Consider the following 18,312-nt stretch of genomic DNA (forward strand, 5'->3'; position numbering starts at 1 on the left):
GAATTTTATAACGTAACCACATATGATAAAGTTGTATTAACAAATTACAACAATATGAATAAAGTATTTTATATAAAACGAAGGATTAGTAATTAAATTTATACGATGCAGAGAGTGTACGGTTGCTGTGAGTACAACGTAGAAATTAATGAATGCACCTTCGTAAAATGAATTAAATATATAATGAGAGTGATGAGCATTAAGTTGACTTAGTTTCCTTGATAATTTGGAAGCGCCCGCAATATTATTAATGTTATTCGCTAAATTCAGAGTGGAACCGTGCGGAAGCGCCTCTAACAATACAATTTGTATGTTAGTGGTGCTTTTTTGATATTTAATTTCGCAGGTACTTCAATTATGTATTTACGTAGTTCAATCATTGAGGAGGAAATGATCTTGTTAAAAAGAATGAGAGACGATATAAAAATGGTATTTGAGCAGGATCCAGCGGCACGTTCAACATTAGAAGTCATTACAACGTATGCAGGTTTACATGCAGTTTGGAGTCATTTGATTGCACATAAGTTATACAACCAAAAAAAATATGTTGCAGCACGCGCGATATCTCAAATTTCAAGATTTTTCACAGGTATAGAAATCCATCCAGGTGCTAAAATTGGAAAGCGTCTATTTATAGATCATGGTATGGGCGTTGTAATAGGAGAAACATGTACAATTGGTGATAATGTGACAATCTATCAAGGCGTGACACTTGGTGGGACAGGGAAAGAAAGAGGGAAAAGACACCCAGATATAGGAGACAATGTTTTAATAGCAGCCGGTGCGAAAGTTTTAGGAAATATTAAAATAAATTCAAATGTAAATATTGGTGCAAATTCAGTTGTTTTACAATCAGTTCCAAGTTATTCAACGGTTGTTGGTATACCAGGACATATTGTTAAGCAAGATGGTGTTCGAGTTGGAAAAACATTTGATCATCGCCATCTACCTGATCCAATTTATGAACAAATTAAGCATTTAGAACGACAACTTGAAAAGACTAGGAATGGAGAGATTCAAGATGATTACATTATATAATACGCTTACACGTCAAAAAGAAGTGTTCAAGCCTATAGAACCAGGGAAAGTAAAAATGTATGTATGTGGTCCTACTGTATATAACTACATTCATATTGGTAACGCAAGACCAGCAATTAATTATGACGTAGTGAGACGTTACTTTGAATACCAAGGATATAATGTAGAATATGTATCAAATTTTACAGACGTAGATGATAAATTAATTAAACGTTCTCAAGAATTAAATCAGTCTGTTCCCGAAATTGCAGAAAAATATATCGCTGCTTTTCATGAAGATGTTGGTGCGATAAATGTTAGAAAAGCGACTTCAAATCCAAGGGTAATGGACCATATGGATGACATTATTCAATTTATTAAAGATTTGGTGGATCAAGGTTATGCATATGAAAGTGGTGGCGATGTTTACTTTAGAACACGTAAATTTGAAGGTTATGGTAAATTAAGTCATCAATCCATAGATGACTTAAAAGTGGGTGCTCGTATAGATGCAGGAGAGCATAAAGAAGATGCACTTGATTTTACATTGTGGAAAAAAGCGAAGCCTGGCGAGATTAGTTGGGATAGCCCATTTGGTGAAGGTAGACCAGGATGGCATATAGAATGTTCTGTAATGGCATTTCATGAGCTAGGACCTACAATTGATATACATGCGGGTGGTTCAGATTTACAATTTCCACATCATGAAAATGAAATAGCACAATCAGAAGCACATAATCATGCGCCATTTGCTAATTATTGGATGCATAATGGTTTCATTAATATTGATAATGAAAAAATGAGTAAATCACTAGGCAACTTTATTTTAGTTCACGATATTATTAAAGAAGTTGATCCAGATGTACTAAGATTCTTTATGATTAGCGTACATTATAGAAGCCCAATTAACTATAATCTAGAATTGGTAGAATCAGCACGTAGTGGACTAGAGCGTATTCGCAATAGTTATCAATTAATTGAAGAGCGCGCACAAATTGCTACTAATATTGAAAATCAACAGACATATATTGATCAAATTGATGCGATTTTAAATCGTTTTGAAACAGTTATGAATGATGATTTTAATACAGCTAATGCAATTACAGCTTGGTATGATTTAGCAAAACTTGCGAATAAATATGTACTAGAGAATACAACATCAACAGAAGTAATTGATAAATTTAAAGCAGTTTATCAAATTTTCAGCGATGTTTTAGGTGTACCGTTAAAATCTAAAAATGCAGATGAATTATTGGATGAAGATGTTGAAAAATTAATCGAAGAGCGTAATGAAGCAAGGAAAAACAAAGATTTTGCACGAGCAGATGAAATTCGAGACATGCTGAAATCACAAAACATTATATTAGAAGACACACCTCAAGGGGTTAGATTTAAACGTGGATAATCAACAAGATAATCACATTAAATTATTGAATCCATTGACCTTAGCATATATGGGAGACGCAGTCTTAGATCAATATGTACGTACCTATATCGTTTTAAAGCTTAAAAGTAAGCCTAATAAACTACATCAAATGTCTAAAAAATATGTATCTGCCAAAAGTCAGGCGCAAACGTTAGAATATTTAATGGAGCAAGAATGGTTTACAGACGAAGAAATGGATATTTTGAAGCGAGGGCGTAACGCGAAAAGTCATACTAAAGCTAAAAACACTGATGTTCAAACATATCGTAAAAGTTCAGCGATAGAAGCAGTGATAGGTTTTCTTTATTTAGAAAAAAGAGAAGAACGATTAGAGGCATTATTAAATAAAATAATAACAATAGTAAACGAAAGGTAGTGACGATGTGGAAGATACGGTTATTGTTGGTAGGCATGCTGTTAGAGAAGCGATTATTACTGGGCATCCGATAAATAAGATATTGATTCAAGAAGGTATTAAAAAGCAACAAATTAATGAAATTTTAAAAAATGCAAAAGATCAAAAAATCATTGTTCAAACTGTACCAAAATCTAAATTAGATTTTTTAGCAAATGCACCACATCAGGGTGTTGCAGCGCTTATTGCACCATATGAATATGCTGACTTCGATCAATTTTTAAAACAGCAAAAAGAAAAAGAAGGTTTATCGACAGTACTTATATTAGACGGCTTAGAAGACCCGCATAACTTGGGATCAATTTTAAGAACAGCCGATGCAACGGGAGTTGATGGTGTTATTATTCCTAAACGTCGTTCAGTTACACTAACGCAAACAGTTGCAAAAGCCTCAACAGGTGCAATTGAACATGTACCAGTTATTCGAGTGACAAATTTAGCTAAAACTATCGATGAACTAAAAGATAATGGCTTTTGGGTAGCTGGCACTGAAGCTAATAATGCAACAGATTATAGAAATCTAGAAGCGGACATGTCATTGGCTATTGTAATTGGTAGCGAAGGACAGGGTATGAGTCGCCTAGTAAGTGATAAATGCGATTTTTATATTAAGATTCCAATGGTTGGACATGTAAACAGTTTGAATGCTTCGGTTGCAGCAAGTTTAATGATGTACGAAGTATTTCGAAAAAGACATGATGTTGGAGAAATATAATGAAAGAACGTTACTTAATCATTGATGGATACAATATGATAGGACAATCACCAACGCTAAGCGCCATTGCAAAAGAGAATTTAGAAGAAGCTAGAATACAATTAATAGATGCAATTGCAAATTATAATGCAGTTATTTCAGATGAAATTATTTGTGTTTTCGATGCTTATGACCAATCGGGTGTTGAAAGAGAATACATGTATCATGGCGTTAAAACGATTTTTACCAAGGAAAAAGAAACAGCTGATAGTTTCATAGAACGTTATGTTTATGAACTTTATGACAAGCATACTAAGCATATTACAGTTGTAACAAGTGATATGAGTGAGCAACATGCTATCTTTGGATCAGGTGCATATAGAATATCATCTCGCGAAATGTGGAGAGATTTAAAAGAAAATGAAATTGATGTGAGTAAATCATTAGATGATATAAGTGAAAACAAGCCAAGAACTCGAATTCCGTTATCTTCTGAAATCCTTGCAGAATTTGAAAAAATACGAAGAGGACATCATAAGAAATGACATTTCCGTCATCTTGAAATTTTGAATGTAACAATATTAAACTAACCTTAAATTTTAGATAGAAGGGGTTAGTTTAATACTTGAAATATGATTTGACAACTCAAGACAGTACAATCAAACGTAACAATGCAATAAATGATAAAGACTTCGAAAAGTTAGTAATGGATCTACAACCATTAATTATTCGACGCATCAAAACATTTGGATTTAATCATTATGATTTAGAAGACTTATATCAAGAAATACTTATACGGATGTATAGGTCGGTCCAAACATTTGATTTTAGTGGAGAGCAGCCTTTCACAAATTATGTTCAATGTTTAATTACGTCTGTAAAGTATGATTATTTGAGAAAATATTTAGCTACAAATAAAAGAATGGATAATTTGATTAATGAATATAGAGTTACGTATCCATGTGCAATAAAGCGTTTTGATGTTGAAAACAATTATTTGAATAAATTAGCAATTAAAGAGTTGATTTGTCAGTTTAAGTATTTGAGTGCATTTGAAAAAGATGTCATGTATTTAATGTGTGAACAATATAAGCCGAGAGAAATTGCTCAATTGATGCATGTAAAAGAGAAAGTGATTTATAATGCCATACAACGATGTAAAAATAAAATAAAACGTTATTTCAAAATGATTTGAAAAGCGCCTTAGGACGTGAATTGAATTATAACGTGTTACTTACTGATGGTTTGACATTTGTTATAAATTTTATGTATAGTATACTGGTATTATAATGAATAAAGGTGAATTATTGTGAGAAAAATACCTTTAAATTGTGAAGCTTGTGGCAATAGAAATTATAATGTTCCTAAGCAAGAAGGCTCGGCAACAAGATTAACCTTAAAGAAATATTGTCCAAAATGTAACGCGCACACAATTCATAAAGAATCGAAATAAATACATTCGAAATAATACTTTGATAATATGTTCAAAGGATTTGGAGGTTGAGCAGATGGCTAAAAAAGAAAGTTTCTTTAAAGGCGTTAAGTCTGAAATGGAAAAAACAAGTTGGCCGACGAAAGAAGAGCTATTTAAATATACTGTAATTGTAGTTTCTACTGTTATATTCTTCTTAGTCTTTTTCTATGCCTTAGATTTAGGAATTACAGCATTGAAAAATTTATTATTTGGTTAGAGGAGTGAAGACATGTCTGAAGAAGTTGGCGCAAAGCGTTGGTATGCAGTGCATACATATTCTGGATATGAAAATAAAGTTAAAAAGAATTTAGAAAAAAGAGTAGAATCTATGAATATGACTGAACAAATCTTTAGAGTAGTCATACCGGAAGAAGAAGAAACTCAAGTAAAAGATGGCAAAGCTAAAACGACTGTTAAAAAAACATTCCCTGGATATGTCTTAGTGGAATTAATCATGACAGATGAATCATGGTATGTGGTAAGAAATACACCAGGTGTTACTGGTTTTGTAGGTTCTGCAGGTGCAGGGTCTAAGCCAAATCCATTGTTACCAGAAGAAGTTCGCTTCATCTTAAAACAAATGGGTCTTAAAGAAAAGACTATCGATGTTGAACTCGAAGTTGGCGAGCAAGTTCGTATTAAATCAGGTCCATTTGCGAATCAAGTTGGTGAAGTTCAAGAAATTGAAACAGATAAGTTTAAGCTAACAGTATTAGTAGATATGTTTGGCCGAGAAACACCAGTAGAAGTTGAATTCGATCAAATAGAAAAGCTTTAATTAACAATTAAAGTTATTAAACTAACCAAAAGATAAAAAAGAGTATTGATTTTTTAATTAGAAAAGTGTTAAAATTATGTGGTCGCGCTTTTAGAGCGCCCATTTCGTCACGAAATGTTAAGAGTGGGAGGGCAAAACTGAGCCCTGTGACCACATCACGATATCAAGGAGGTGCACATCGTGGCTAAAAAAGTAGATAAAGTTGTTAAATTACAAATTCCTGCAGGTAAAGCGAATCCAGCACCACCAGTTGGTCCAGCATTAGGTCAAGCAGGTGTGAACATCATGGGATTCTGTAAAGAGTTCAATGCACGTACTCAAGATCAAGCAGGTTTAATTATTCCGGTAGAAATCAGTGTTTATGAAGATCGTTCATTTACATTTATTACAAAAACTCCACCGGCTCCAGTATTACTTAAAAAAGCAGCTGGTATTGAAAAAGGTTCAGGCGAACCAAACAAAACTAAAGTTGGTACAGTAACTAAAGATCAAGTACGCGAAATTGCTAACAGCAAAATGCAAGACTTAAACGCTGCTGACGAAGAAGCAGCTATGCGTATTATCGAAGGTACTGCACGTAGTATGGGTATCGTTGTAGAATAATTTTACGAATATTAAATTTGATTACATGATTTAAACGATGAAGCAGATAACAGAGATAATAATGATGAATTATAAATATAATCTGAATGACTAGATTAATGATTGATTTATTCATAAGATTAATTCTTCTGTTGTCTGCTCTTAACTTGCATATAGCAAGTAATGTGGGAGGAAATTCCGCTAAAACCACTAAAGGAGGAACTATAAATGGCTAAAAAAGGTAAAAAGTATCAAGAAGCAGCTAGTAAAGTTGACCGTACTCAGCACTACAGTGTTGAAGAAGCAATTAAATTAGCTAAAGAAACAAGCATTGCTAACTTTGACGCTTCTGTTGAAGTTGCATTCCGTTTAGGAATTGATACACGTAAAAATGACCAACAAATCCGTGGTGCAGTTGTATTACCAAACGGAACTGGTAAATCACAAAGTGTATTAGTATTCGCTAAAGGTGACAAAATTGCTGAAGCTGAAGCAGCAGGTGCTGACTATGTAGGTGAAGCAGAATACGTTCAAAAAATCCAACAAGGTTGGTTCGACTTCGATGTAGTAGTTGCTACACCAGACATGATGGGTGAAGTTGGTAAATTAGGTCGTGTATTAGGACCAAAAGGTTTAATGCCAAACCCTAAAACTGGAACTGTAACAATGGATGTTAAAAAAGCTGTTGAAGAAATCAAAGCTGGTAAAGTAGAATATCGTGCTGAAAAAGCTGGTATCGTACATGCATCAATTGGTAAAGTTTCATTTACTGATGAACAATTAATTGAAAACTTCAATACTTTACAAGATGTATTAGCTAAAGCTAAACCATCATCTGCTAAAGGTACATACTTCAAATCTGTTGCTGTAACTACAACAATGGGTCCTGGAGTTAAAATTGATACTGCAAGTTTCAAATAATAAATAATATAAACAATTACAGGCTGAAAGAAATATCTTTCAGTCTGTAAAAATATATTGACAATAAGTAATTTCCAAGTTATATTACTTATTGTGATTATTTTACCTAAGACAGTAGGAGTTATTTATAACTTAAAATTTATCCTGCCGAGGCTAAAATTGACTTGAACGTGATGATCTATGATCTTTCAAGCACTTTTTGCCGTGGGTAGAAAGTGCTTTTTTTATTAATTTTAAAAAAAGCACCAAAAATTTAAATGGAGGTGTCTGAATGTCTGCTATCATTGAAGCTAAAAAACAACTAGTTGATGAAATTGCTGAGGTACTATCAAATTCAGTTTCAACAGTAATCGTTGACTACCGTGGATTAACAGTAGCTGAAGTTACTGACTTACGTTCACAATTACGTGAAGCTGGTGTTGAGTATAAAGTATACAAAAACACTATGGTACGTCGTGCAGCTGAAAAAGCTGGTATCGAAGGCTTAGATGAATTCTTAACAGGTCCTACTGCTATTGCAACTTCAAGTGAAGATGCTGTAGCTGCAGCGAAAGTAATTTCTGGATTTGCTAAAGATCATGAAGCATTAGAAATTAAATCAGGCGTTATGGAAGGCAATGTTATTACAGCAGAAGAAGTTAAAACTGTTGGTTCATTACCTTCACACGATGGTCTTGTATCTATGCTTTTATCAGTATTACAAGCTCCTGTACGCAACTTCGCTTATGCGGTTAAAGCTATTGGAGAACAAAAAGAAGAAAGCGCTGAATAATTTTTAGCGTAAAAAAATTAAAAATAATGGAGGAATTATAAAATGGCTAATCATGAACAAATCATTGAAGCGATTAAAGAAATGTCAGTATTAGAATTAAACGACTTAGTAAAAGCAATTGAAGAAGAATTTGGTGTAACTGCAGCTGCTCCAGTAGCAGTAGCAGGTGCAGCTGGTGGCGCTGACGCTGCAGCAGAAAAAACTGAATTTGACGTTGAGTTAACTTCAGCTGGTTCATCTAAAATCAAAGTTGTTAAAGCTGTTAAAGAAGCAACTGGTTTAGGATTAAAAGATGCTAAAGAATTAGTAGACGGAGCTCCTAAAGTAATCAAAGAAGCTTTACCTAAAGAAGAAGCTGAAAAACTTAAAGAACAATTAGAAGAAGTTGGAGCTACTGTAGAATTAAAATAATTCAAGTATCTTAAACTTAATAATCAAAGTTTTATAGCAAGTATTGCTATAATATAATGATTCTTTGAGAAGTTAAAACCCCGTTATTTTGATAACGGGGTTTTATTCATTTAAAGACTGAGTGAAATGTTATAATTATAATGACGAGTTACAAAGTGAAGATGAGGTGGAATAATGAGTCATTATTACGATGAAGATCCAAGTGTAATTAGCAATGAACAACGTATTCAATATCAATTAAACCATCATAAAATTGATTTAATAACTGATAATGGAGTGTTTTCGAAAGATAAAGTAGATTATGGTTCAGATGTTCTTGTTCAAACTTTTTTAAAAGCGCATCCACCTGGTCCGAGTAAGCGAATTGCCGATGTTGGTTGTGGTTACGGACCAATTGGTTTGATGATTGCTAAAGTATCACCACATCATTCAATTACAATGCTAGATGTTAATCACAGAGCGCTAGCCTTAGTTGAAAAAAACAAAAAAATAAATGGTATTGATAATGCGATCGTAAAGGAAAGTGATGCTTTGTCTGCTGTGGAAGACAAAAGTTTTGATTTTATTTTAACCAATCCACCAATAAGAGCAGGGAAAGAAACCGTGCATCGTATATTCGAGCAAGCATTACATAGATTAGACTCGAACGGTGAACTATTCGTTGTAATTCAGAAGAAGCAAGGTATGCCATCTGCAAAGAAAAGAATGAATGAACTTTTTGGAAATGTAGAAGTGGTAAATAAAGATAAAGGATATTACATTCTGAGAAGTATAAAAGCTTGAAATGAAATGGATATTCTGTTATAGTTATACAATGTAAAAATTTATGTTCAATAAGTGTGTACTTTTACGTTAAATAGATAAGTTAATTAAGAATAAATATAGAATCGAAAATGGTGTCATCATTAGTGTTGCCGTTTTCTTTTTGTCTTTTTATTAATATGCTTATGGTATTTAGCTAAAAGCGGATCACATAATTTTTGAGGGGTGAATCTGTTTGGCAGGTCAAGTTGTCCAATATGGAAGACATCGTAAACGTAGAAACTACGCGAGAATTTCAGAAGTATTAGAATTACCAAACTTAATAGAAATTCAAACTAAATCTTACGAGTGGTTCCTAAGAGAAGGTTTAATCGAAATGTTTAGAGACATTTCTCCAATTGAAGATTTTACTGGTAATTTGTCATTAGAGTTTGTGGATTACCGTTTAGGAGAACCAAAATATGATTTAGAAGAATCTAAAAACCGTGACGCTACTTATGCTGCACCTCTTCGTGTAAAAGTGCGTCTAATCATTAAAGAAACAGGAGAAGTTAAAGAACAAGAAGTCTTTATGGGTGATTTCCCATTAATGACTGATACAGGTACGTTCGTTATCAATGGTGCAGAACGTGTAATCGTATCTCAATTAGTTCGTTCACCATCCGTTTATTTCAATGAAAAAATCGACAAAAATGGTCGTGAAAACTATGATGCAACAATTATTCCAAACCGTGGTGCATGGTTAGAATATGAAACAGATGCTAAAGATGTTGTATACGTGCGTATTGATAGAACACGTAAACTACCATTAACAGTATTGTTACGTGCATTAGGTTTCTCAAGCGACCAAGAAATTGTTGACCTTTTAGGTGACAATGAATATTTACGTAATACTTTAGAGAAAGACGGCACTGAAAACACTGAACAAGCGTTATTAGAAATCTATGAACGTTTACGTCCAGGTGAACCACCAACTGTTGAAAATGCTAAAAGTCTATTGTATTCACGTTTCTTTGATCCAAAACGCTATGACTTAGCAAGCGTGGGTCGTTATAAAACAAACAAAAAATTACATTTAAAACATCGTTTATTTAATCAAAAATTAGCTGAGCCAATTGTAAATACTGAAACTGGTGAAATTGTAGTTGAAGAAGGTACAGTGCTTGATCGTCGTAAAATCGACGAAATCATGGATGTACTTGAATCAAATGCAAACAGCGAAGTGTTTGAATTGCATGGTAGCGTTATAGACGAGCCAGTAGAAATTCAATCAATTAAAGTATATGTTCCTAACGATGATGAAGGTCGTACGACAACTGTAATTGGTAATGCTTTCCCTGACTCAGAAGTTAAATGCATTACACCAGCAGATATCATTGCTTCAATGAGTTACTTCTTTAACTTATTAAGCGGTATTGGATATACAGATGATATTGACCATTTAGGTAACCGTCGTTTACGTTCTGTAGGTGAATTACTACAAAACCAATTCCGTATCGGTTTATCAAGAATGGAAAGAGTTGTACGTGAAAGAATGTCAATTCAAGATACTGAGTCTATCACACCTCAACAATTAATTAATATTCGACCTGTTATTGCATCTATTAAAGAATTCTTTGGTAGCTCTCAATTATCACAATTCATGGACCAAGCAAACCCATTAGCTGAGTTAACGCATAAACGTCGTCTATCAGCATTAGGACCTGGTGGTTTAACACGTGAACGTGCTCAAATGGAAGTACGTGACGTTCACTACTCTCACTATGGCCGTATGTGTCCAATTGAAACACCTGAGGGACCAAACATTGGATTGATTAACTCATTATCAAGTTATGCACGTGTAAATGAATTCGGCTTTATTGAAACACCATATCGTAAAGTTGATTTAGATACACACGCTATCACTGATCAAATTGACTATTTAACAGCTGACGAAGAAGATAGCTATGTTGTAGCACAAGCAAACTCTAAATTAGATGAAAATGGTCGTTTCATGGATGATGAAGTTGTATGTCGTTTCCGTGGTAACAACACAGTTATGGCTAAAGAAAAAATGGATTATATGGATGTATCGCCGAAGCAAGTTGTTTCAGCAGCGACAGCATGTATTCCATTCTTAGAAAATGATGACTCAAACCGTGCATTGATGGGTGCGAACATGCAACGTCAAGCAGTGCCTTTGATGAATCCAGAAGCACCATTTGTTGGTACAGGTATGGAACACGTTGCAGCACGTGATTCTGGTGCGGCTATTACAGCTAAGCACAGAGGTCGTGTTGAACATGTTGAATCTAATGAAATTCTTGTACGTCGTCTAGTTGAAGAGAACGGCGTTGAGCATGAAGGTGAATTAGATCGCTATCCATTAGCTAAATTTAAACGTTCAAACTCAGGTACATGTTATAACCAACGTCCAATCGTTGCAGTTGGAGATGTTGTTGAGTATAACGAGATTTTAGCAGACGGACCATCTATGGAATTAGGAGAAATGGCATTAGGTAGAAACGTAGTAGTTGGTTTCATGACTTGGGACGGTTACAACTATGAGGATGCCGTTATCATGAGTGAAAGACTTGTGAAAGATGACGTGTATACTTCTATTCATATTGAAGAGTATGAATCAGAAGCACGTGATACTAAGTTAGGACCTGAAGAAATCACAAGAGATATTCCTAATGTTTCTGAAAGTGCACTTAAGAACTTAGACGATCGTGGTATCGTTTATATTGGTGCAGAAGTAAAAGATGGAGATATTTTAGTTGGTAAAGTAACGCCTAAAGGTGTAACTGAGTTAACTGCCGAAGAAAGATTGTTACATGCAATCTTTGGTGAAAAAGCACGTGAAGTTAGAGATACTTCATTACGTGTACCTCACGGCGCTGGCGGTATCGTTCTTGATGTAAAAGTATTCAATCGTGAAGAAGGCGACGATACATTATCACCTGGTGTAAACCAATTAGTACGTGTATACATCGTTCAAAAACGTAAAATTCATGTTGGTGATAAGATGTGTGGTCGACATGGTAACAAAGGTGTCATTTCTAAGATTGTTCCTGAAGAAGATATGCCTTACTTACCAGACGGACGTCCGATCGATATCATGTTAAACCCTCTTGGTGTACCATCTCGTATGAACATCGGACAAGTATTAGAGCTACACTTAGGTATGGCTGCTAAAAATCTTGGTATTCACGTTGCATCACCTGTATTTGACGGTGCAAACGATGACGATGTATGGTCAACAATTGAAGAAGCTGGTATGGCTCGTGATGGTAAAACTGTACTTTATGATGGACGTACAGGTGAACCATTCGATAACCGTATTTCAGTAGGTGTAATGTACATGTTGAAACTTGCGCACATGGTTGATGATAAATTACATGCGCGTTCAACAGGACCATATTCACTTGTTACACAACAACCACTTGGCGGTAAAGCGCAATTCGGTGGACAACGTTTCGGTGAGATGGAGGTATGGGCACTTGAAGCATATGGTGCTGCATACACATTACAAGAAATCTTAACTTACAAATCCGATGATACAGTAGGACGTGTGAAAACATACGAGGCTATTGTTAAAGGTGAAAACATCTCTAGACCAAGTGTTCCAGAATCATTCCGAGTATTGATGAAAGAATTACAAAGTTTAGGTTTAGATGTAAAAGTTATGGATGAGCAAGATAATGAAATCGAAATGACAGACGTTGATGACGATGATGTTGTAGAACGCAAAGTAGATTTACAACAAAATGATGCTCCTGAAACACAAAAAGAAGTTACTGATTAATACGCAATTTACAAAACAGGCAAAAAGATACTAAGCTGAATTTTATTGATGATTCAGTTTAGTACTTTAAGCCATTTTAAATAAATGCAAATCAATCAAATAGCACAGCTAATCTAAATTGAAGGAGGTAGGCTCCTTGATTGATGTAAATAATTTCCATTATATGAAAATAGGATTGGCTTCACCTGAAAAAATCCGTTCTTGGTCTTTTGGTGAAGTTAAAAAACCTGAAACAATCAACTACCGTACATTAAAACCTGAAAAAGATGGTCTATTCTGTGAAAGAATTTTCGGACCTACAAAAGACTGGGAATGTAGTTGTGGTAAATACAAACGTGTTCGCTACAAAGGCATGGTCTGTGACAGATGTGGAGTTGAAGTAACTAAATCTAAAGTACGTCGTGAAAGAATGGGTCACATTGAACTTGCTGCTCCAGTTTCTCACATTTGGTATTTCAAAGGTATACCAAGCCGTATGGGATTATTACTTGACATGTCACCAAGAGCATTAGAAGAAGTTATTTACTTTGCTTCTTATGTTGTTGTAGATCCAGGTCCAACTGCTTTAGAAAAGAAAACTTTATTATCTGAAGCTGAATTCAGAGATTATTATGATAAATACCCAGGTCAATTCGTTGCAAAAATGGGTGCAGAAGGTATTAAAGATTTACTTGAAGAGATTGATCTTGACGAAGAACTTAAATTGTTACGCGATGAGTTGGAATCAGCTACTGGTCAAAGACTTACTCGTGCAATTAAACGTTTAGAAGTTGTTGAATCATTCCGTAATTCAGGTAACAAACCTTCATGGATGATTTTAGATGTACTTCCAATCATCCCACCAGAAATTCGTCCAATGGTTCAATTAGATGGTGGACGATTTGCAACAAGTGACTTAAACGACTTATACCGTCGTGTAATTAATCGAAATAATCGTTTGAAACGTTTATTAGATTTAGGTGCACCTGGTATCATCGTTCAAAACGAAAAACGTATGTTACAAGAAGCCGTTGACGCTTTAATTGATAATGGTCGTCGTGGTCGTCCAGTTACTGGCCCAGGTAACCGTCCATTAAAATCTTTATCTCATATGTTAAAAGGTAAACAAGGTCGTTTCCGTCAAAACTTACTTGGTAAACGTGTTGACTATTCAGGACGTTCAGTTATTGCAGTAGGTCCAAGCTTGAAAATGTACCAATGTGGTTTACCAAAAGAAATGGCACTTGAACTATTTAAACCATTCGTAATGAAAGAATTAGTTCAACGTGAAATTGCAACTAACATTAAAAATGCGAAGAGTAAAATCGAACGTATGGATGATGAAGTTTGGGACGTATTGGAAGAAGTAATTAGAGAACATCCTGTATTACTTAACCGTGCACCAACACTTCATAGACTTGGTATTCAAGCATTTGAACCAACTTTAGTTGAAGGTCGTGCGATTCGTCTACATCCACTTGTAACAACAGCTTATAACGCTGACTTTGACGGTGACCAAATGGCGGTTCACGTTCCTTTATCAAAAGAGGCACAAGCTGAAGCAAGAATGTTGATGTTAGCAGCACAAAACATCTTGAACCCTAAAGATGGTAAACCTGTAGTTACACCATCACAAGATATGGTACTTGGTAACTATTACCTTACTTTAGAAAGAAAAGATGCAGTAAATACAGGCGCAATCTTTAATAATACAAATGAAGTATTAAAAGCATATGCAAATGGCTTTGTACATTTACACACTAGAATTGGTGTACATGCAAGTTCATTCAATAATCCAACATTTACTGAAGAACAAAACAAAAAGATTCTTGCTACGTCAGTAGGTAAAATTATATTCAATGAAATCATTCCAGATTCATTTGCTTATATTAATGAACCTACGCAAGAAAACTTAGAAAGAAAGACACCAAACAGATATTTCATCGATCCTACAACTTTAGGTGAAGGTGGATTAAAAGAATACTTTGAAAATGAAGAATTAATTGAACCTTTCAACAAAAAATTCTTAGGTAATATTATTGCAGAAGTATTCAACAGATTTAGCATCACTGATACATCAATGATGTTAGACCGTATGAAAGACTTAGGATTCAAATTCTCATCTAAAGCTGGTATTACAGTAGGTGTTGCTGATATCGTAGTATTACCTGATAAGCAACAAATACTTGATGAGCATGAAAAATTAGTCGACAGAATTACAAAACAATTCAACCGTGGTTTAATCACTGAAGAAGAAAGATATAATGCAGTTGTTGAAATTTGGACAGATGCAAAAGATCAAATTCAAGGTGAATTGATGCAATCACTTGATAAAACTAACCCAATCTTCATGATGAGTGATTCAGGTGCCCGTGGTAACGCATCTAACTTTACACAGTTAGCAGGTATGCGTGGATTGATGGCCGCACCATCTGGTAAGATTATCGAATTACCAATCACATCTTCATTCCGTGAAGGTTTAACAGTACTTGAATACTTCATCTCAACTCACGGTGCACGTAAAGGTCTTGCCGATACAGCACTTAAAACAGCTGACTCAGGATATCTTACTCGTCGTCTTGTTGACGTGGCACAAGATGTTATTGTTCGTGAAGAAGACTGTGGTACTGATAGAGGTTTATTAGTTTCTGATATTAAAGAAGGTACAGAAATGATTGAACCATTTATCGAACGTATTGAAGGTCGTTATTCTAAAGAAACAATTCGTCATCCTGAAACTGATGAAATAATCATTCGTCCTGATGAATTAATTACACCTGAAATTGCTAAGAAAATTACAGATGCTGGTATTGAACAAATGTATATTCGCTCAGCATTTACTTGTAACGCACGACATGGTGTTTGTGAAAAATGTTACGGTAAAAACCTTGCTACTGGTGAAAAAGTTGAAGTTGGTGAAGCAGTTGGTACAATTGCAGCCCAATCTATCGGTGAACCAGGTACACAGCTTACAATGCGTACATTCCATACAGGTGGGGTAGCAGGTAGCGATATCACACAAGGTCTTCCTCGTATTCAAGAGATTTTCGAAGCACGTAACCCTAAAGGTCAAGCGGTAATTACGGAAATCGAAGGTGTCGTAGAAGATATTAAATTAGCAAAAGATAGACAACAAGAAATTGTTGTTAAAGGTGCTAATGAAACAAGATCATACCTTGCTTCAGGTACTTCAAGAATTATTGTAGAAATCGGTCAACCAGTTCAACGTGGTGAAGTATTAACTGAAGGTTCTATTGAACCTAAGAATTACTTATCTGTTGCTGGATTAAACGCGACTGAAAGCTACTTATTAAAAGAAGTACAAAAAGTTTACCGTATGCAAGGTGTAGAAATCGACGATAAACACGTTGAGGTTATGGTTCGACAAATGTTACGTAAAGTTAGAATTATCGAAGCAGGTGATACGAAGTTATTACCAGGTTCATTAGTTGATATTCATAACTTTACAGATGCAAATAGAGAAGCATTTAAACACCGTAAGCGTCCTGCAACAGCTAAACCAGTATTACTTGGTATTACTAAAGCATCACTTGAAACAGAAAGTTTCTTATCTGCAGCATCATTCCAAGAAACAACAAGAGTTCTTACAGATGCAGCAATTAAAGGTAAGCGTGATGACTTATTAGGTCTTAAAGAAAACGTAATTATTGGTAAGTTAATTCCAGCTGGTACTGGTATGAGACGTTATAGCGACGTAAAATACGAAAAAACAGCTAAACCAGTTGCAGAAGTTGAATCTCAAACTGAAGTAACGGAATAACAAGTATATAACAGAGGCTAATGCTTTAGCCTCTTGTTATTTTTATGTAAATTATTTGATTTAATGTTGACGAATTCTCTTGTTCAATGTTAATATATTAAAGGTTGATGCAAGCAGAACTTTGGAGGATAAATTATTGTCTAAGGAAAAAGTTGCACGCTTTAACAAACAACATTTTGTAGTTGGTCTTAAAGAAACGCTTAAAGCGTTAAAGAAAGATCAAGTTACATCTTTGATTATTGCTGAAGACGTTGAAGTATATTTAATGACTCGCGTGTTAAGCCAAATCAATCAGAAAAATATACCTGTATCTTTTTTCAAAAGCAAACATGCTTTGGGTAAACATGTAGGTATTAACGTCAATGCGACAATAGTAGCATTGATTAAATGAGAATTAGTAAGTGTTTTACTTACTAAATTTTATTTAACCTAAAAATGAACCACCTGGATGTGTGGGATTAAAAAGTGAAGAGAGGAGGACATATCACATGCCAACTATTAACCAATTAGTACGTAAACCAAGACAAAGCAAAATCAAAAAATCAGATTCTCCAGCTTTAAATAAAGGTTTCAACAGTAAAAAGAAAAAATTTACTGACTTAAACTCACCACAAAAACGTGGTGTATGTACTCGTGTAGGTACAATGACACCTAAAAAACCTAACTCAGCGTTACGTAAATATGCACGTGTGCGTTTATCAAACAACATCGAAATTAACGCATACATCCCTGGTATCGGCCATAACTTACAAGAACACAGTGTTGTACTTGTACGTGGTGGACGTGTAAAAGACTTACCAGGTGTGCGTTACCATATTGTACGTGGAGCACTTGATACTTCAGGTGTTGACGGACGTAGACAAGGTCGTTCATTATACGGAACTAAGAAACCTAAAAACTAAGAATTTAGTTTTTAATTAAATCTTAAACTTAAAATATTTAATATAAGGAAGGGAGGATTTACATTATGCCTCGTAAAGGATCAGTACCTAAAAGAGACGTATTACCAGATCCAATTCATAACTCTAAGTTAGTAACTAAATTAATTAACAAAATTATGTTAGATGGTAAACGTGGAACAGCACAAAGAATTCTTTATTCAGCATTCGACCTAGTTGAACAACGCAGTGGTCGTGATGCATTAGAAGTATTCGAAGAAGCAATCAACAACATTATGCCAGTATTAGAAGTTAAAGCTCGTCGTGTAGGTGGTTCTAACTATCAAGTACCAGTAGAAGTTCGTCCAGAGCGTCGTACTACTTTAGGTTTACGTTGGTTAGTTAACTATGCACGTCTTCGTGGTGAAAAAACGATGGAAGATCGTTTAGCTAACGAAATTTTAGATGCAGCAAATAATACAGGTGGTGCCGTTAAGAAACGTGAGGACACTCACAAAATGGCTGAAGCAAACAAAGCATTTGCTCACTACCGTTGGTAAGATAAAAGCTTTTACCCTGAGTGTGTTCTATATTAATGAATTTTCATTAAGCGTTCATGCTTAGGGCATCGCCAT

The 18,312-nt window shown here is 34.8% G+C and carries 19 protein-coding genes and 1 other annotated feature; all 19 genes read left to right on the forward strand.

Translation table 11 applies throughout. The features are described 5' to 3' along the window. The first annotated feature begins 390 nt into the window (after positions 1-390). The 19 genes from cysE to rpsG all read left to right on the forward strand — a co-directional run bounded on the left by cysE (position 391) and on the right by rpsG (position 18,237). Entirely contained in the window at positions 391-1,038 is a 648-nt protein-coding gene (cysE, locus tag IDG65_RS08705; RefSeq protein ID WP_001805237.1) for a serine O-acetyltransferase, read from the forward strand. Next, the gene (gene cysS, locus IDG65_RS08710) at positions 1,022-2,422 is read left to right on the forward strand and encodes a cysteine--tRNA ligase (protein WP_052997678.1); all 1,401 of its coding nucleotides are present in this window, start codon (positions 1,022-1,024) and stop codon (positions 2,420-2,422) included. Before cysE ends, cysS begins: the two co-directional genes overlap by 17 nt. Next, positions 2,415-2,819, forward strand: a complete 405-nt coding sequence (locus IDG65_RS08715; RefSeq protein WP_000370182.1) for a Mini-ribonuclease 3 — start codon at positions 2,415-2,417, stop codon at positions 2,817-2,819. Before cysS ends, IDG65_RS08715 begins: the two co-directional genes overlap by 8 nt. Before the next feature lie 7 nt (positions 2,820-2,826). Continuing rightward, complete coding sequence (gene rlmB / locus IDG65_RS08720; RefSeq protein WP_000390332.1) at positions 2,827-3,573, forward strand: 23S rRNA (guanosine(2251)-2'-O)-methyltransferase RlmB; 747 nt, start codon at positions 2,827-2,829, stop codon at positions 3,571-3,573. Continuing rightward, on the forward strand, positions 3,573-4,097 hold the full coding sequence (locus IDG65_RS08725) for an NYN domain-containing protein (protein ID WP_000664732.1): 525 nt from the start codon (positions 3,573-3,575) through the stop codon (positions 4,095-4,097). Before rlmB ends, IDG65_RS08725 begins: the two co-directional genes overlap by 1 nt. A gap of 80 nt (positions 4,098-4,177) precedes the next feature. Continuing rightward, on the forward strand, positions 4,178-4,747 hold the full coding sequence (locus IDG65_RS08730) for a sigma-70 family RNA polymerase sigma factor (RefSeq protein ID WP_000872873.1): 570 nt from the start codon (positions 4,178-4,180) through the stop codon (positions 4,745-4,747). 114 nt (positions 4,748-4,861) lie between these two features. Then, positions 4,862-5,005, forward strand: coding sequence for a 50S ribosomal protein L33 (gene rpmG / locus IDG65_RS08735; protein WP_001788193.1), 144 nt, complete (start codon positions 4,862-4,864; stop codon positions 5,003-5,005). 55 nt (positions 5,006-5,060) lie between these two features. After that, entirely contained in the window at positions 5,061-5,243 is a 183-nt protein-coding gene (gene secE / locus IDG65_RS08740) for a preprotein translocase subunit SecE (RefSeq protein WP_001074473.1), read from the forward strand. Between the two features lie 12 nt (positions 5,244-5,255). Continuing rightward, positions 5,256-5,804, forward strand: a complete 549-nt coding sequence (nusG, locus tag IDG65_RS08745) for a transcription termination/antitermination protein NusG (RefSeq protein WP_001288302.1) — start codon at positions 5,256-5,258, stop codon at positions 5,802-5,804. A 180-nt stretch (positions 5,805-5,984) separates the two neighbouring features. Then, positions 5,985-6,407 (forward strand): 50S ribosomal protein L11, encoded by a 423-nt coding sequence (rplK, locus tag IDG65_RS08750; protein WP_001085795.1) that lies wholly within the window; start codon positions 5,985-5,987, stop codon positions 6,405-6,407. 207 nt (positions 6,408-6,614) lie between these two features. After that, on the forward strand, positions 6,615-7,307 hold the full coding sequence (gene rplA, locus IDG65_RS08755; protein WP_001074619.1) for a 50S ribosomal protein L1: 693 nt from the start codon (positions 6,615-6,617) through the stop codon (positions 7,305-7,307). 87 nt (positions 7,308-7,394) lie between these two features. Beyond that, positions 7,395-7,541 (forward strand) — a sequence feature (ribosomal protein L10 leader region). A gap of 37 nt (positions 7,542-7,578) precedes the next feature. Continuing rightward, positions 7,579-8,079, forward strand: a complete 501-nt coding sequence (gene rplJ / locus IDG65_RS08760; protein WP_001273087.1) for a 50S ribosomal protein L10 — start codon at positions 7,579-7,581, stop codon at positions 8,077-8,079. 42 nt (positions 8,080-8,121) lie between these two features. Then, positions 8,122-8,490, forward strand: a complete 369-nt coding sequence (gene rplL, locus IDG65_RS08765) for a 50S ribosomal protein L7/L12 (protein ID WP_001273586.1) — start codon at positions 8,122-8,124, stop codon at positions 8,488-8,490. 174 nt (positions 8,491-8,664) lie between these two features. After that, complete coding sequence (locus IDG65_RS08770) at positions 8,665-9,273, forward strand: class I SAM-dependent methyltransferase (RefSeq protein WP_000020302.1); 609 nt, start codon at positions 8,665-8,667, stop codon at positions 9,271-9,273. 214 nt (positions 9,274-9,487) lie between these two features. Continuing rightward, positions 9,488-13,039, forward strand: coding sequence for a DNA-directed RNA polymerase subunit beta (gene rpoB, locus IDG65_RS08775; RefSeq protein ID WP_000918667.1), 3,552 nt, complete (start codon positions 9,488-9,490; stop codon positions 13,037-13,039). Between the two features lie 163 nt (positions 13,040-13,202). Further along, entirely contained in the window at positions 13,203-16,799 is a 3,597-nt protein-coding gene (gene rpoC, locus IDG65_RS08780; RefSeq protein ID WP_078158001.1) for a DNA-directed RNA polymerase subunit beta', read from the forward strand. Positions 16,800-16,935: 136 nt separating this feature from the next. Continuing rightward, on the forward strand, positions 16,936-17,190 hold the full coding sequence (locus IDG65_RS08785; RefSeq protein ID WP_000031892.1) for a ribosomal L7Ae/L30e/S12e/Gadd45 family protein: 255 nt from the start codon (positions 16,936-16,938) through the stop codon (positions 17,188-17,190). 97 nt (positions 17,191-17,287) lie between these two features. Further along, positions 17,288-17,701, forward strand: coding sequence for a 30S ribosomal protein S12 (gene rpsL, locus IDG65_RS08790; protein ID WP_001142337.1), 414 nt, complete (start codon positions 17,288-17,290; stop codon positions 17,699-17,701). A gap of 65 nt (positions 17,702-17,766) precedes the next feature. Continuing rightward, positions 17,767-18,237, forward strand: a complete 471-nt coding sequence (rpsG, locus tag IDG65_RS08795; RefSeq protein ID WP_001137495.1) for a 30S ribosomal protein S7 — start codon at positions 17,767-17,769, stop codon at positions 18,235-18,237. Positions 18,238-18,312: the final 75 nt, after the last annotated feature.

The organism is Staphylococcus sp. EG-SA-17 (assembly GCF_017151845.1).
Taxonomy (GTDB): domain Bacteria; phylum Bacillota; class Bacilli; order Staphylococcales; family Staphylococcaceae; genus Staphylococcus; species Staphylococcus aureus.